Annotated in this window: 13 protein-coding genes; all 13 read left to right on the forward strand. The window is 62.4% G+C overall.

The features are described from left to right. The first annotated feature begins 99 nt into the window (after positions 1-99). The 13 genes from FDM28_RS11950 to FDM28_RS12010 all read left to right on the forward strand — a co-directional run bounded on the left by FDM28_RS11950 (position 100) and on the right by FDM28_RS12010 (position 15,674). A complete protein-coding gene (locus tag FDM28_RS11950) occupies positions 100-2,199 on the forward strand; it encodes a 3-hydroxyacyl-CoA dehydrogenase NAD-binding domain-containing protein (protein WP_138515412.1) in 2,100 nt (699 codons plus the stop codon). A gap of 14 nt (positions 2,200-2,213) precedes the next feature. Next, positions 2,214-3,707, forward strand: coding sequence for a M20 family peptidase (locus tag FDM28_RS11955; protein WP_138515413.1), 1,494 nt, complete (start codon positions 2,214-2,216; stop codon positions 3,705-3,707). A gap of 20 nt (positions 3,708-3,727) precedes the next feature. Next, positions 3,728-4,903 carry an acetyl-CoA C-acyltransferase gene (locus FDM28_RS11960; RefSeq protein WP_138515414.1) on the forward strand — a complete coding sequence of 392 codons (1,176 nt, stop codon included), beginning with the start codon at positions 3,728-3,730 and terminating at the stop codon, positions 4,901-4,903. An 86-nt stretch (positions 4,904-4,989) separates the two neighbouring features. Then, on the forward strand, positions 4,990-6,846 hold the full coding sequence (locus FDM28_RS11965) for an acyl-CoA dehydrogenase (protein WP_138515415.1): 1,857 nt from the start codon (positions 4,990-4,992) through the stop codon (positions 6,844-6,846). Continuing rightward, a complete protein-coding gene (locus FDM28_RS11970) occupies positions 6,846-7,070 on the forward strand; it encodes a hypothetical protein (protein WP_138515416.1) in 225 nt (74 codons plus the stop codon). Before FDM28_RS11965 ends, FDM28_RS11970 begins: the two co-directional genes overlap by 1 nt. A 97-nt stretch (positions 7,071-7,167) precedes the next feature. Then, a complete protein-coding gene (locus FDM28_RS11975) occupies positions 7,168-7,959 on the forward strand; it encodes an SDR family oxidoreductase (protein WP_138515417.1) in 792 nt (263 codons plus the stop codon). Between the two features lie 2 nt (positions 7,960-7,961). Further along, positions 7,962-8,417 carry a PaaI family thioesterase gene (locus FDM28_RS11980; RefSeq protein WP_206021965.1) on the forward strand — a complete coding sequence of 152 codons (456 nt, stop codon included), beginning with the start codon at positions 7,962-7,964 and terminating at the stop codon, positions 8,415-8,417. 82 nt (positions 8,418-8,499) lie between these two features. Next, positions 8,500-10,182: an isovaleryl-CoA dehydrogenase gene (locus tag FDM28_RS11985; RefSeq protein ID WP_138515418.1), complete on the forward strand. Its 1,683-nt coding sequence runs from the start codon at positions 8,500-8,502 to the stop codon at positions 10,180-10,182. A 17-nt stretch (positions 10,183-10,199) separates the two neighbouring features. Continuing rightward, positions 10,200-11,138, forward strand: coding sequence for a glutathione S-transferase family protein (locus FDM28_RS11990; protein ID WP_138515419.1), 939 nt, complete (start codon positions 10,200-10,202; stop codon positions 11,136-11,138). Beyond that, positions 11,135-11,698 (forward strand): GNAT family N-acetyltransferase, encoded by a 564-nt coding sequence (locus FDM28_RS11995; RefSeq protein ID WP_138515420.1) that lies wholly within the window; start codon positions 11,135-11,137, stop codon positions 11,696-11,698. Before FDM28_RS11990 ends, FDM28_RS11995 begins: the two co-directional genes overlap by 4 nt. Positions 11,699-11,727: 29 nt before the next feature. Next, complete coding sequence (locus FDM28_RS12000; protein ID WP_138516275.1) at positions 11,728-12,636, forward strand: SDR family oxidoreductase; 909 nt, start codon at positions 11,728-11,730, stop codon at positions 12,634-12,636. 144 nt (positions 12,637-12,780) lie between these two features. Next, a complete protein-coding gene (locus tag FDM28_RS12005) occupies positions 12,781-13,326 on the forward strand; it encodes a methylamine utilization protein (RefSeq protein ID WP_138516277.1) in 546 nt (181 codons plus the stop codon). Continuing rightward, the gene (locus FDM28_RS12010; protein ID WP_338110191.1) at positions 13,323-15,674 is read left to right on the forward strand and encodes a bifunctional diguanylate cyclase/phosphodiesterase; all 2,352 of its coding nucleotides are present in this window, start codon (positions 13,323-13,325) and stop codon (positions 15,672-15,674) included. Before FDM28_RS12005 ends, FDM28_RS12010 begins: the two co-directional genes overlap by 4 nt. The last annotated feature ends 1 nt before the right edge of the window (position 15,675 follow it).

Below are 15,675 nucleotides of genomic sequence, written 5' to 3' on the forward strand. Positions count from 1 at the left end.
CCTGCCGTGACAAAGGGGCTTGGCCGGGCGGCCAAAGCCCCTACAATTCTTAAAAAGAACGATCGTTCTATTTTGAGAAAACTCACTCACGGAGCCCGCATGACCGCCCAGTACCACGTCCAAGGCGATATCGCCGTCATCACCCTGAACAACCCGCCCGTCAACGGTTTGGGGCTTTCCACACGGCAAGGCATTGCAGACGGCATGGCCCAGGCCAACGCCGATGCTGCCGTCAAGGCCATCGTGATCACCGGCGCGGGCAAGGCATTTTCGGGCGGTGCGGACATCAAGGAATTCGGCAAGCCCACGGCCATGCAGGAGCCCAACCTCAACAGCGTGATCGGCGTACTTGAAGCCTCTGCTAAGCCCGTCGTAGCCGCCATCCACACCGTCGTGATGGGCGGTGGGCTGGAGCTGGCCCTGGGCTGCCACTACCGCATCGCCGCCCCCGGCACCAGTGTGGCCCTGCCCGAAGTGAAGCTCGGCCTGCTGCCCGGCGCCGGCGGCACGCAGCGCCTGCCACGCGTGCTGGGCGTGGAGCCGGCCTTGAACATGATCGTGAGCGGCGAAACCGTCAAGAGCGAGATGCTGGCCATGGCCCCGGGCCAGAAGCTGTTCGACAAGTTGTCGGCCTCTGCCGAGCGCGTGCTGGAGGAAGCCATTGCCTTCGCCCGTGAAAAGGCGGATGTGCGTCCCTTGCCGCTGGTGCGCGACTTGAAGTGCAAACACCCGCTGGGCGATGCGTATTTCCAGTTCGCACGCAACATGGTCAAGGGCATGAGCAAAAACTTCCCGGCGCCTGCCAAATGCGTGGACGTGGTCGAGGCCGCCACCAAGAAGAAGTTTGACGATGGCATGGCTGTGGAGCGTGAGGCCTTCATCAACCTGATGTGGACGGCCGAGAGCAAGTCTTTGCGCCACCTGTTTCTGGCGGAGCGTGCAGCATCCAAAATTGCCGACGTGCCCGCGGATACTCCGCAACGCGCTATCAACTCTGTAGCGGTCATCGGCGCCGGCACCATGGGGGGCGGCATCGCCATGAACTTCTTGAACGCCGGCATCCCCGTCAAGATGCTGGAGATGAAGCAAGAAGCGCTGGACCGCGGCATTGCCACCATCCGCAAAAACTACGAAGCCCAAGTGGCCAAGAAAAAGCTCAAGCAAGACAAGTACGAGCAGCGCATGAGCCTGCTGACTACCACCCTGAGCTACGACGACCTCGCCGGCACCGATATGGTGATCGAAGCGGTGTTTGAAGAGCTGGGCGTCAAGGAAGCCGTGTTCAAGGAACTGGACCGGGTGATGAAGCCCGGCGCCATTCTGGCTTCCAACACCTCCACCTTGGATGTCAACAAAATCGCCAACTTCACCCAACGTCCTGAAGACGTGGTGGGCTTGCACTTCTTCAGCCCCGCCAACGTGATGAAGCTGCTGGAAGTGGTGCGCGGCGAAAAGACCGCCAAAGACGTGATGGCCACGGTGATGTCGGTCGCCAAAAAGATCAAGAAAACGGCGGTGGTCTCCGGCGTGTGCGATGGCTTCATCGGCAACCGCATGATTGAGCAGTACGGCCGCCAGGGCGGCTTCCTGCTGGACGAAGGTTGCACGCCCCAGCAGGTGGACAAAGCGATTGAGAAGTTCGGCTTTGCCATGGGCCCCTTCCGCATGGGCGATCTGGCCGGCAACGACATCGGCTGGGCTATCCGCAAGCGCCGCTACACCGAGAAGCCACACATGAAGTACAGCAAAACTGCCGACCTGCTGTGCGAAAAAGGCCGCTTCGGCCAGAAGACCGGTGCCGGCTGGTACGACTACGTGCCCGGCAAGCGCGACGCCATCCCGAACGCCGACGTGGTCGCCATGATTGACGAGCACCGCCAGGCGCTGGGCATTACCCCCCGCAAGATTTCGGACGAAGAAATCGTGCAGCGCCTGGTGTTCAGCCTGGTGAACGAGGCCGCCCATATTTTGGAAGAGGGCATTGCCGCCAAGGCCAGCGATATCGACATCGTTTACATCTTCGGCTACGGCTTCCCCGCCCACCGCGGCGGCCCCATGAACTACGCCGATGAGGTCGGCCTGTTCAATGTGGTGCAGGCCATGAACCGCTTTGCCCAGAACCCGCTGGACGATGCCAAGTTCTGGCAACCCGCCCCCTTGTTGGCCAAGCTGGCCGCTGAAGGCAAAACTTTCAACTGAGCGGCGGCGGCACCATGGCCAAGAAAATTGCCTTGGGCCTGGTCGGTGTGCTGGTAGCGCTAGCGCTGGTGTTGTGCATCAACACCTGGCGCCAAGGCTCCCGGCAGCTGACGGTCGAAGCCATCCCTGTGCTGCCGGTGGACGAAGCCGGCGCAGCCCAGCGCTTAGGTGAGGCCGTGCGCCTGCGCACGATCACCTCGCGCGACGACGCCAACCTCAGCGCCGACCAGTTCAAGCAACTGCACGCGCTGTTGCAAAACCGCTTCCCCAAAACACACGCCGTGCTCAAGCGTGAGGTGGTGGCCGACTACAGCCTGCTCTACACCTGGAAGGGCAGCAATCCGGACACCAAGCCCATCCTGCTCATGGCGCACCAGGACGTTGTGCCCGCTGCCCCCGGCACCGAGAAAGACTGGGCTACGGAACCCTTCAGCGGTACCGTGAAAGATGGCTTCATCTGGGGCCGCGGTGCCTGGGATGACAAGGGCAACCTCATGGCGCAGATGGAAGCGCTGGAGATGCTCGTTGCCAGCGGCTTCCAACCCGAGCGCACCATCTATTTCGCTTTCGGGGCGGATGAAGAGGTGGGGGGCTTGCGCGGTGCTTCCAAAATCGCAGCGCTCCTCAAAGAGCGAAAAATCCGGCTGGACATGGTGCTTGACGAAGGCTTGTTGATCACCCAGGGCATCATGCCGGGCCTGCAGACCCCAGTGGCGGTGGTGGGCGTGGCAGAGAAGGGCTATCTGGCGGTGGTGCTCAAAATGGCTGCCAAACCCGGCCACTCGTCCATGCCGCCGCCCAAGGGCACAAGTGCCATCGCCATGATGAGTGCCGCCCTCAAGCGGCTGGACGATGAGCAGCTGCCCGGCGGTATCCGTGGGGTGGCGGGCGAGATGTTTGCCACCATCGCCCCGGAGATGGGGGGCTTTTCCCGTGTGGCACTGAGCAATTTGTGGCTGTTCGGGCCGGTGGTGCAAAAGCAGCTGGAGGCCAGCGCCAGCACCAACGCCGTGTTGCGCACCACCACGGCATTGAGCATCGTGAATGCCGGCAACAAGGAAAACGTGCTGCCTGGTAACGCCGAGGCTACGGTGAACTTCCGCTTGCTGCCAGGGGATACCAAAGAGCAGGTCATCGAGCGCACCCGTGCGCTGGTGGCTGATGCCACCAAGACCGATCAATTTGAGCTGTTTGCATTGCCCGGCGCGGTGGATGCATCCAAGGTGGCGCCTACCGACTCCGCGCAGTACGCGTTGCTCAACCGCACCATCCGTGAGGTGTTTCCCGGCACGCTGGTGACGCCCGGTTTGATGATCGGTGCGACCGATTCGATCCACTTTGGCGACATCAGCGACCACATCTTCAAGTTCTCGCCCGTGCGGGCCGGTCCGCAAGACCTACCGCGCTTTCACGGCACCAATGAACGCATCTCCATCAGCAACTACGCCGAGCTGATTCGCTTCTACCACCGCTTTTTGACGCAGGGCGCCGCTGCGCCCCGCAACTAACCCTATTCAGGAGACTCACCATGACATCAGCAGTAATCGTTTCGACCGCGCGCACCCCTTTGACCAAGGCCTGGAAGGGTGCCTTCAACATGACCCACGGCGCCACCATGGGCGGCCACGTGGTGGAGCACGCTATCCAGCGCGCGGGCATCGAAGCCGGCGAGGTGGACGACGTCATCATGGGCTGCGGCACACCCGAAGGTGCGACCGGCGCCAACATTGCCCGTCAGATTGCGCTGCGCGCCGGCTGCCCGGTCACTGTGTCGGGCATGACCATCAACCGCTTTTGCTCCTCCGGCCTGCAAACCATTGCGACTGCCGCCCAGCGCGTGATTGCGGGTGAGGGCGACATCTACGTGGCCGGTGGCTTGGAGGCCATCTCGTGCACTGCACAAGAGATGAACCAGCACATGCTGCAAGACCCGTGGCTCGCCAAAAACAAGCCCGAGGTCTACTGGGCCATGTTGCAGACTGCCGAGCAAGTGGCCAAGCGCTACAACATCAGCCGCGAGGCCATGGACGAATACGGCGCCAGCAGCCAACAAAAAGCCTCTGCAGCGCTGGAAAAAGGCCTGTTCAAGGACGAAATCGCGCCCATCACCGTAACCATGGGCGTGGCCGACAAGGTGATGGGCCTGATGACCAAGCAAGTCACCGTGAGCGATGACGAAGGCATCCGCGCCGGCACCACCTATGAGGGCATCAAGGACCTGCGCTCTGCATTGCCGGGTGGCCTCGTGTCTGCCGGTAACGCCAGCCAGCTCTCCGACGGCGCAGGCGCCACCGTGGTCATGCACGAAAAGCTGGCCGAGCAAAGGGGCCTCAAGCCTTTGGGCCGCTTCCTCGGTTTTGCGGTGGCAGGCTGTGAGCCGGACGAAATGGGCATCGGCCCCGTGTTTGCCATCCCCAAGGTCTTGAAACGCTTGGGCTTGACCATGAACGACATTGACTTGTGGGAATTGAACGAAGCTTTTGCCGTGCAAGTGCTCTACTGCCGCGACAAGCTGGGCATTCCCGCTGACAAGCTCAACGTGAACGGCGGCGCCATTGCCGTGGGTCACCCCTTCGGCATGAGCGGCCAGCGCCTGACCGGCCATGCCCTCATCGAAGGCAAGCGTCGTGGCGCCAAAAAGGTGTGCGTGACCATGTGTATCGGCGGCGGCATGGGCGCTGCGGGCGTGTTTGAAGTGCTGTAACCCGCACGACAGCAATTGCCATCTGAAGGGAGCCGGCCTGCGCACAATTCGCAGTCCGGCTTTTTTATTTCTCTGAGACCTTGTCCATGACCCTGCGCACCACCATCGACTTTTTGCTCCACGACTGGCTGGACACCACCGGCCTCACCAGCCGCGAGCGCTTTGCGGACCACAACAGGGAAACCTTTGACGCGGTGCTGGACACTTGCGAGCGCATTGCGCGGGAGAAGTACGCGCCGTTCAACCGGCTGGTAGACACGCAGGAGCCGCACTTTGATGGCGAGAAGGTCACGCTGCCGCAAGCCACCCACGATGCGTTCAAAGCCTATGCCGAGTCGGGCATGCTGAGCGCCGCGCAGGACTACGACATCGGCGGCATGCAGCTGCCTTACAGCGTGGAGGCCGCAGCCAACGCGTTTTTTGCCTGTGCGTCGGTCAGTATCGGCTCCAGCCTGCTGTCGGTAGGCAATGCCAACCTGCTCATGGCGCATGGCACCGAATTGCAAAAACAGGTGTTCGCCCACAAGGAGTTTTCCGGCCAATGGTCCGGCACCATGTGCCTGAGCGAGCCGCAGGCTGGTTCGTCCCTGAGCGATGTGGCGACTCGCGCAGTGCCGGATGGTGAGGGGTTTGAGAGCGACCCGCTGGGCCCGCGCTACCGCCTGCGAGGCAACAAGATGTGGATCTCCAACGGCGAGCACGAGCTCACGGAAAACATCGTGCACCTGGTGCTCGCCAAGATTCCCGATGCGGACGGCAAGCTGGTTCCGGGCACCCGCGGTATTTCGCTCTTCATCGTTCCCAAGAAGATGGTGAATGCGCAGGGTGAGTTGACGGGCGTGCGCAACGACGTGGCGCTGGCCGGGCTGAACCACAAGCTGGGCTGGCGCGGTACGACCAATACCTTGCTGAACTTTGGCGAGGGCAAGTTCCCCGTGGAGGGCCAAGCCGGTGGGCCTTTTGGAGGCGGCGCGGGCGCCGTGGGCTACCTCGTGGGGCAGCCGGGCAAAGGTCTAGCCTGCATGTTCTACATGATGAACGAGGCCCGCATCGGTGTGGGGATTGCCGCCACCATGTTGGGCATGGCCGGCTACTACGCCTCGCTGGAGTACGCCAAAAATCGCCCGCAAGGCAGACCTGTCACGGGAGCCGGCAAAGACGCCGCCGCTCCGCAAACCCGCATCATTGAGCACGCCGACGTGAAGCGCATGCTGCTCACGCAAAAGGCCTATTGCGAAGGTGCATTGGCCTTGGAGCTGTATTGCGCCCGCCTGATTGACGAGCAGCACACCGGCACCGCACAAGACGCGGAAGAGGCCCGCCTGTTGCTGGAGGTGTTGACCCCAATTGCCAAAAGCTGGCCCAGCGAGTGGTGTCTGGAGGCCAACAGCCTGGCCATCCAGGTGCACGGCGGCTACGGCTATACCCGCGACTTCCCGGTAGAGCAGTACTGGCGCGACAACCGCCTGAACATGATTCACGAAGGCACCCATGGCATTCAGGCCATGGACCTGCTGGGGCGCAAAGTGCTGATGGAGGAGGGCAAAGGCCTCACGCTGTTGAGCCACCGCATCATGGCCACAGTAAACCGATGCAACGGAATTCCCGCGCTGGCACCCCATGCCAAAGCTCTGGGCAAGGCCTTGCAGGACGTGGGCACCGCTACCCAGAAGGCGTGGTCCACCGGCGTGCCTGGCGAGGCCTTGGCCAATGCGGTGCCTTACATGCAGGCTTTCGGCCATACCGTGCTGGCCTGGATCTGGCTGGACGTGGCCGGCTGCGCACTGGACAACGACCCGCGCCAGGAGGCGCTGGACACCCAGGGCCGTGTGGGCTGCGCCAAATTCTTCTTCCACTATGAGTTGCCAAAGATCAATGCCTGGCTGGGTGTGGTGCAATCGAGGGATCTGACTTGTGCAACATTCCCCGAAGGAGCTTTCTGATGGCATTTTTCAAAAAATACAACGGCACCACCAACGCCCGCTTGGTACGCATGGAGCGCATCATTTGGGCGCTGATTTATGCAGGCCTGCTCTCCATCGTGCTGGGCTACTTTATGGGCAAGCAAGAGGGGCAGGACGCTTCGATGTTCTACAACCTGGGCGGCGTGGCCGTGGCGGTCGGCGTGGTGATGGTGCTCATCCGCTCGCGCCTGCGCGAAGAGTAGTCGCCCGGGTTACTGCATATCGCCGCGGGGACAGCGCTCTGTGCATCCCGCTGCACACAATGCCGCCCACGTTATCTGTTCGACAAAGGCTTACCCCATGACACGCACCATCCAGCAACTCTTTGACCTCACTGGCAAAACAGCACTCATCACCGGCGGCTCGCGTGGCCTAGGCCTGCAACTGGCCTACGCGCTAGGTGAAGCGGGTGCCAAAGTGCTGATCAGCTCACGCAAGGCTGCAGACCTGGAGGAAGCCTGTGCCGGACTGCAAGCCGCCGGCATTGACGCACGCTGGGTGGCCGCCGATTGCGCCAAGGAATCCGAAATCCAGCGCCTGGCAGACGAAACCCTGCAACGCCTTGGCCATGTGGACATTCTGGTCAACAACGCCGGGGCTACCTGGGGTGCGCCGGCCGAAGACCACCCGCTGGACGCTTGGGATAAGGTGATGAATCTCAACGTACGCGGCTACTTTCTGCTGAGCCAGATCATTGCCAAGAAGAGCATGATTCCGCGCCAGACGGGTCGCATCATCAACCTGGCCTCGATTGCCGGCCTCAACGGCAACCCGCCCGGCATGCAAACCATTGCCTACAACACCTCCAAGGGCGCGGTCATCAACTTCACCCGCGCGCTCGCCGCCGAGTGGGGCAAGCACCACATCACCGTCAATGCCATCTGCCCGGGCTTTTTCCCCAGCAAGATGACAGCCGGTTTGTTGCAGGCTTTGGGCGAAGACAAGCTCGCTGCCGCCGCACCGCTGCAGCGCCTGGGGGACGATGAGGACCTCAAAGGCCTGGCCGTGCTGTATGCCTCCGACGCGGGCAAGCACATCACCGGCCAGTGGCTGGCGGTAGATGGCGGCGTCAGCGTGGTAACCGGAGGCTGAGCATGCAGGACCCGGTGGCCGGCTTCGGCGTGGAAATCCCGTTCGTCACGCTCTTGGGCTTTGAGTTGACGGTGTTCGAGGGCGGCCGCTCTGAAATCCGCTATGTGCCGAAGCCCGAGCACCTCAACTCCTTCAACGTGACCCATGGCGGCGCGCAAATGACGCTGCTGGACGTGACCATGGCCACAGCCGCCCGTAGCGTGACGCCGGAGTTGGGCGTGGTCACCATCGAGATGAAAACCAGCTTCATGCAGCCGGCCGTCGGCGCCCTGACCGCCAAGGGCGAGCTGATGCACCGCACCGCCACCATGGCCTTCACCCAGGCCACGGTGTATGACGCCAACGGCAAAGCCTGTGCCCACGCCACCGGAACCTTCAAGTACATGAAACGTCTGGCCACCGGCGCACGCAGCGTGAACGCACTGAATGCACCGGGCACCGGTATTGCCACCGACTAGCGCTTTATGGGCCAAATTGGCCTCTAGCGCTCGTTGAATATGCGCGAGCAGCTATCAAAAGAATAGCGTTTGAGGAGACAGCATGCACAGCGAGACCGATTTCCCGGCCACCCACACGGTGTTCAACCAAGCCGAGCCTTTGGCAGATACCCAACTGCTGGCGGGCAACCGCGCCTTGCAGAGCGCACTGCATTTTCATGCTCCGGGCTTGGACACATTCACACTGCATTCCCTGGGCGGGCAAATGGGCAGTCGCGCCATGCAGACCCACGCGCGCTTGGCCAATACCCACCCTCCGGTACTCCACAGCCACGACCGGCTGGGCCGCCGGGTGGACCAGGTCGAGTTCCACCCCAGCTACCACGCGCTGATGGATGCTGCCGCCCAAGCCGGCCTGCATGGCAGCCCCTGGGACCCGGCGGCGGGCGAAGTTGCGCACTTGCGCCGCGCAGCCGCGTTCATGCTGTTCACCGAGGCCGAGCCTTCCATCCTGTGCCCGATTTCCATGACTTATGCGGTGCTGCCGGCGCTGCGCGGCAACCCTGCTGTGTTTGAGGCTTGGGCCCCCGGCCTGATGGCGCAGGCCTACGACCCTGAGTTCAAGCTCTACCGCCACAAACGCGGCCTGACCATGGGCATGGGCATGACCGAGAAGCAAGGCGGCTCCGACGTGCGGGCCAACACCACGCAGGCCATCCCCGACGGTGAAGACGCCTGGGGCCCGCGCTTCAAGCTGCTGGGCCACAAGTGGTTTTTCTCGGCCCCCATGTGCGACGCGTTTCTGGTGCTGGCGCAAAGCCCGGCGGGCTTGTCCTGCTTTTTTGTGCCCCGCATCCTGCCCGACTTTGCGGATCCGCAAGCGCCCGGCACGGTGAATGCCATCCGCATCCAGCGCCTCAAAGACAAGCTGGGCAACCACGCCAACGCCAGCTCGGAAGTCGAGTTCCAGCACGCCACGGCGTGGCTGGTGGGCGTGGAGGGACGCGGTGTGCCGCAGATTCTGGAAATGGGCACCATGACCCGGCTGGACTGTGCCCTGGGCACCACCGGCCTGATGCGCCAGGCACTCAGCATCGCACTACACCACACCGCGCAGCGCCAGACGTTCGGCAAAGCCTTGATCGAGCAGCCATTGATGCGCAATGTGCTGACCGACCTTGCTATCGAATACGAAGCAGCTTGCGCACTCTCCATGCGGCTTGCACATGCTTTTGACCATGCCGCTGACCCACACCAGCTGCTCATGGGCCGCCTGCTGACGCCGGTGGCCAAGTACTGGATCTGCAAGCGCGGTGCAGCCTTTGCCCAGGAAGCCATGGAATGCTTGGGCGGCAACGGCTATGTGGAGGAGGGCGGAGAAGGCACCATGGCCCGCATCTACCGCGAGATGCCGCTCAACTCCATCTGGGAAGGCGCTGGCAACATCATGGCGCTGGACCTGCTGCGCGCTTTGCGCAAAGGCGATGCCGCCGCAGCTCTGGCCCGCGAACTCGCCCCCGCCCAGGGCGCCCACCCCGCACTCGACCGGCTGGCAGCAAACTTGCCCACGCGGGTGGAACTCATGGCTACCGAGATGGAAGCCCGCCGCTTGGCGCAAGACGTGGCGCTGGCGGTGCAAGCTGCGCTGCTGTACCAAACGGCGCCGGCTGCCGTGTTCGAGGCGTTTTGTGATTCCCGGCTGGGTGGCAACTGGGGCTACAGCTTCGGCACCCTGGGTGCGGCGGTGGACTTTGACGCCATCCTGCAGCGCGCCATGCCGTATTGATTTTTCTGGAGAAACCCATGACAGACCTCATTCTTCACCACTACCCCACATCGCCTTTCTCCGAGAAAGTGCGCCTAGTGCTGGGCTACAAACAGCTTGCTTGGAAGTCGGTCATCATCCCGGCTATCCTGCCCAAGCCCGATGTGGTGGCCCTGACCGGCGGCTACCGCAAGACGCCGTTTTTGCAGATCGGCGCCGATGTGTATTGCGACAGCGCCCTCATCTGCGATGTGCTGGAGCACCTGCGCCCCACACCAACGCTCTACCCAGAAGACGACAAAGGCCTGAGCCGCATCGTGGCGCAGTGGGCGGACAGCACCTTGTTCTGGGCTGCCATGGCCTACAACCTGCAGCCCAAAGGGGCGGCTAGCATGTTTGAAGGCGCGCCCCCTGAAGCCGCCAAGGCCTTTGGCGCCGACCGCGCCGCCATGTCCACCGGAATGACCCGCCTGCGCCCCGGCGATGCTGCAGCCGCCTACAAGAGCTACCTGCGCCGCATCGCCAGCATGCTGGAGGGCCAGGACTTTTTGTTGGGGCAAGCCCCCTGCGTGGCAGACTTTGCCGCCTACCACCCGCTGTGGTTTACCGCCAAACGAGTGCCGGTGATGGCCGACATCCTCAACGCGACGCCCTCGGTGCAGGCCTGGATGGCGCGCATGGCGGCCATCGGCCACGGCAGCTTCGAGAAACTGTCTGCTACAGAAGCCATAGCAGCTTGCGCAAAAGCAGCGGGCGCTACCGCTCCCTTGGATACTTATTTTCAAGACGAGCACGGCATTCCGCTGGGAAGCGAAGTGACCATCGCCGCCGAAACCTTCGGTCAGGAAACGACGGCCGGCACCTTGGTCGCCGCCACCCGCACCCGCTTCACGTTGAAGCGCGTGGACGAGCGTGCAGGCACCGTGCATGTGCACTTTCCGCGCATCGGCTATGTGCTCAAGGCGGCGCAGGCATGAGTCAGGACATCCAATGGCAGTGGCTCGCATTTGAAGCGCTGAGCCGCGATCAGCTGTACGAATTGCTGCGACTGCGCAGCGAGGTGTTTGTAGTCGAACAAAACTGTGTGTTCCTGGACATGGACAACCTCGACCAACAAGCCATGCACCTTCTAGGAGTGAGGGGGGTAGCGGGTTCTGCGCAGGTTAAGGAGGAGCCCGCAAAGCGGGCGGGGGACACGGAGCAGAGCCCGCTACCTCCCTCACTCCACACCAAAAATGGTGGCACGAAAGCAGAGGAGTTGGTGGCCTACGTGCGTTGCTTCCCCGCCGGAGTCACCTTTGACGAGGCCAGCATTGGCCGCGTGGTGACCAAGCCCGATGCCCGTGGCGGCGGCTTGGGCCATATGCTGATGGCCGAGGCCATCAAAGCGCTGGTGGCCGAATGGGGCACCCAAGCCATTCGCATTGGCGCGCAAGCCCACCTCAAGGCTTTCTACGAGCGTCACGGCTTTGTGGACGTGGGCAAACCTTACGTAGAAGACGGCATTCCCCACCTCGAAATGGTACGTCCGGCCTGAACGCCGTGTCCAAGCGCAAGGAGACATTTGTGATTCAAAACTTTGCAGGCAAAACCGCCGTGCTTACCGGTGCCGGCTCCGGTTTTGGCTTGGAGTGTGCGCGTATCGGCGCCCGGCTGGGCATGAACCTGGTACTGGCCGACGTGCAGCAAGACGCGCTGGACAAGGCGGTTGCCGAGATGGAAGCTGCAGGCGCCCAGGTGCTGGGCCTGCGGATCGATGTGTCGCAAGCCGCGCAGGTGGAGGCGCTGGGCGCCGCCACCTTGCGGCGCTTTGGCGCGCCACACCTGGTGTTCAACAACGCCGGCGTGGGGGCAGGGGGGCTGATCTGGGAGAACACCGCCCGCGATTGGGAATGGGTGCTGGGCGTCAACCTCATGGGCGTGGCCCACGGCGTGCGGGTGTTCACCCCCATGATGCTGGAGGCCGCCCAACAAGACCCTGCTTGGCAGGGCCACATCGTCAACACTGCCAGCATGGCCGGCCTGCTGAACGCACCCAACATGGGGGTTTACAACGTGAGCAAACACGCCGTGGTGTCCCTGAGCGAGACCCTGTACCAGGACCTGGCGTTGGTCACTGACCAAGTGTCTGCCAGCGTGCTGTGCCCCTTCTTTGTGCCGACCGGCATCAGCCAGAGCGAGCGCAACCGCCCCTCGGATGCGGCTCCAGCCCAACTCACCCGTAGCCAGATGATCGGCCAGGCCATGACCGACAAGGCAGTGACGAGTGGCAAGGTGACTGCCGCACAGGTGGCGCAAATGGTGTTCGATGCCGTGGCCGAAGGCCGTTTCTACATCTACAGCCACCCCAAAGCCATCGGGTCCGTCCAGACCCGCATGGAAGATGTGATGCTGGCCCGCAACCCTACCGACCCGTTTGCCCACAAGCCCGAATTGGGCGCAGAGTTGCGCAAAGCCTTGCGATCCGCAGCCTGAGCGGCTTGGGCTTGAGGTAGAGTGAAGCTCCGCACAGGCACGGTTGCCTGTGGCGACCTTTCTTAGGAGCCCTGCATGCACTGGAATGCGCTTACCCGCCGGTTTTGTTTACTCGCCGGGCTTGTCTTGACAGGGCACGTTGCCATGGCAGCCGGCCTGCAAGTCCAAGTGCAGGACAAAAACGGCAAGCCCTTGCCCAACGCGGTGGTGTTTTTGGAGTCGGCAGAGGCCAAATCTGCCGCCAAGCCGCTCAAGGGCGTTGAAGTCTCGCAGGCGGCCAAGCAGTTTTCTCCGGCCGTCACGGTGGTCACCACCGGCACCTCTGTGCTGTTCCCCAACAACGACACAGTGCGGCACCATGTGTACTCGTTCTCGCCTGCCAAAACCTTCGATTTGAAGTTGTATGCCGGCGTACCCGCCAACCCGGTGGTGTTCGACAAGAGCGGCATCGCGGTGCTGGGCTGCAACATCCACGACAACATGGTCGCCTGGGTGGTGGTGGTGGATACGCCGTACTTCGGCAAAACGGATGCACAAGGCCATCTGTCGCTTGACCTGCCCGCTGGCAATTACAAGCTGCGCACCTGGCACGCCAGCCTGCCTACCGGCGGGGCAGCCGCAGAGCAAGGCCAAGCAGTGGGGGCCACCAATGCGCCAGTGGTGATCAAGCTGGTGGGGAGCAACGCTTGAAACTCGGAAGTATGTATGCCCGCTGGGGCGTAGGCACCAAGTTTGTGGCCTTCTCACTGGTATTGCTGTTGCTGATTCAGGCAGCGGTGTACGGCGTGGTGCAGGTCAATGTGGAGCGCAATGTGCGTGGCCAGATCAAGCAGGAGCTGGCCACGGGCGAGAAGGTGTGGTGGCAGCTGCTGGATCAGAATGCCAAACAGCTCCGGCAAGGCGCTGATGTAGTTGCCAAGGATTTTGGCTTCCGGTCCGCTTTAGGAACCGGAGACATTGAAACCCTGCGCTCCACCCTCGAAAACCACGGCGGGCGCATTAAAGCGAACGTGACCGCTTTTTTTGACACCCAATTTGCCCTCAAGGCGACCGGCTTTGAAATGGCGGCCGAGGATGCGTTTGCACCGGAGTTACAACGCGTCGCCACCGAACTCGGGGCAGGCGGGGTCAACTACAAAATCGCGCAGATCGACGCCAAGCTCTACCAGTTTGTCATGGTGCCGGTGAAGGCTCCACTCACTATCGGGTGGGTATTGATGGGCTTCGCCCTGGAGCAGGCACAGGCTGACGATATGTTTAAGTTGTCCGGTGTGCACATCGCTTTGCGCGATGAGGCCCGGAACATCCTGCTCTCCAGCCTCGGCGCCGACGCTTTACCTGCGCTAAAGAACTTTGGAAACCAAGGTGATCTCACCCTGCAGTACGCCACCTTGATGGTGCAAACGAGTGAGGGGCAGGGGCAGGCCAAGGGGTTCACCACACTGGTGATGCGCTCCATCGATGAAGTGGTGGCGCCTTACCGCCAAGTGCAGCTGGCGTTGCTTCTGATTACCGCCATCGGCCTCGCCTTGTTTGCGGTCGGCAGCGCCTTGCTTGCCCAACGGGTGACGGTGCCGCTGCGCTCCTTGGCGGGTGCGGCGGAGCAATTGAGCCGTGGCGATTACTCGCAGGCGCTCCCGGCCATGCGCCACCGCGACGAAGTCGGCGACTTGTCCCGCGCGTTCAATCAGATGCGCAGCAGCATCCAGAGCCAGCAGCATGAAATCATGCAGCTCGCCTACTGGGATCGCCTGACCGGGCTGCCCAACCGCACCCAGTTTCGCGATCTGATCAAGCAGTCCATCCAGGCCAGTATTGCCATTGGCAGTGAGGGCCCCCCGGTCACCGTCATCATGCTCAACCTGGACCGCTTCAAGCATGTCAACGACGTGCTGGGCTATGCCTTCGGCGACCGCTTGCTCAAAGCCGTGGCGGAGCGACTGCGAACCCATGTGCCGCCCGAGGCCGCCACCGTGGCCCGCTTGGGTGGTGACGAATTTGCGGTCATGGTCGAAGACCAGAACGCCCACACCGCTACCGCCATGGCAGCCATGATTGCCAAAGCCTTTGAACTGCCGCTAACGCTGGAAGACCAGACGGTGGATTTGAGCGCGGGCATCGGGCTGGCATCCTGGCCCATGCATGCGCAAGACGTAGACATGCTGCTGAGCCGCGCAGAAATCGCTATGTATGTGGCCAAACGCAAAACCACCGGCATCCAGGTGTATGACCCGGCGCTGGACTCGTCGAGCACCCAGACACTGTCACTCCTGACCGAGCTGCGCCACGCGGTGGAAGACGGGCAGCTGCGCCTGTACTTGCAACCGAAACTCAATCTGTCTGACAACACCGTGGTCGCCGCTGAAGCGTTGGTGCGCTGGCAGCATCCGGTGCGCGGCCTTGTGCCGCCCATGCAGTTCATTCCGTTTGCAGAGCAGACCGGTTTTGTGCGGCAGCTCACACTGTGGATGTTCGAGGAAGTCGCCAAGGAATTGCCGCGCCTGCAATCCGGCGGGCACCCGCTGCGGGTGGCGATCAACCTCTCCACCCGCGACCTGCTGGACCAGGACTTTCCGGCCAAGCTGGATGCCATGATGCTCAAGCACAACGCGCCCACCAGCGCCTTCTGCCTGGAGATTACCGAGAGCGCCATCATGGACGACCCGCAGCGCGCCGAGGCCACCCTGAACCGCTTGTCCGAGCGGGGCTTCAAGCTGTCGATTGACGACTTCGGCACCGGATACTCTTCGCTGGCCTACCTCAAACGCCTGCCGGTGAACGAACTCAAGATCGACAAGTCGTTTGTGATGGGCATGGAAAAGGATGAGAGCGACGCCAAAATTGTGCGCTCCACCATCGACCTGGCCCACAACCTGGGCCTGAGCGTGGTGGCCGAGGGGGTAGAGAACCAGGCGATTCTGGACAAGCTGGTGGAGTTGCAATGCGACGAGGCGCAGGGCTACTACATGAGCAAGCCCATTCCGCTCCCGGAGTTCATCGCCTGGCGCACCAAGCACCAATCCACCCAGGCGACTTGAT

Origin of the sequence: Rhodoferax bucti (genome assembly GCF_005876985.1) — a bacterium.
GTDB lineage: Bacteria > Pseudomonadota > Gammaproteobacteria > Burkholderiales > Burkholderiaceae_C > Allorhodoferax > Allorhodoferax bucti.

Bases quoted from the DNA above. Each gene is read 5' to 3' on its own strand.
- FDM28_RS11985 (WP_138515418.1), top strand. From the start codon at position 8,500: ATGCACAGCGAGACCGATTTCCCGGCCACCCACACGGTGTTCAACCAA.
- FDM28_RS11955 (WP_138515413.1), top strand. From the start codon at position 2,214: ATGGCCAAGAAAATTGCCTTGGGCCTGGTCGGTGTGCTGGTAGCGCTA.
- FDM28_RS12005 (WP_138516277.1), top strand. From the start codon at position 12,781: ATGGCAGCCGGCCTGCAAGTCCAAGTGCAGGACAAAAACGGCAAGCCC.
- FDM28_RS11980 (WP_206021965.1), top strand. From the start codon at position 7,962: ATGCAGGACCCGGTGGCCGGCTTCGGCGTGGAAATCCCGTTCGTCACG.
- FDM28_RS11965 (WP_138515415.1), top strand. From the start codon at position 4,990: ATGACCCTGCGCACCACCATCGACTTTTTGCTCCACGACTGGCTGGAC.
- FDM28_RS11995 (WP_138515420.1), top strand. From the start codon at position 11,135: ATGAGTCAGGACATCCAATGGCAGTGGCTCGCATTTGAAGCGCTGAGC.
- FDM28_RS11960 (WP_138515414.1), top strand. From the start codon at position 3,728: ATGACATCAGCAGTAATCGTTTCGACCGCGCGCACCCCTTTGACCAAG.
- FDM28_RS11970 (WP_138515416.1), top strand. From the start codon at position 6,846: ATGGCATTTTTCAAAAAATACAACGGCACCACCAACGCCCGCTTGGTA.
- FDM28_RS11950 (WP_138515412.1), top strand. From the start codon at position 100: ATGACCGCCCAGTACCACGTCCAAGGCGATATCGCCGTCATCACCCTG.
- FDM28_RS11975 (WP_138515417.1), top strand. From the start codon at position 7,168: ATGACACGCACCATCCAGCAACTCTTTGACCTCACTGGCAAAACAGCA.
- FDM28_RS11990 (WP_138515419.1), top strand. From the start codon at position 10,200: ATGACAGACCTCATTCTTCACCACTACCCCACATCGCCTTTCTCCGAG.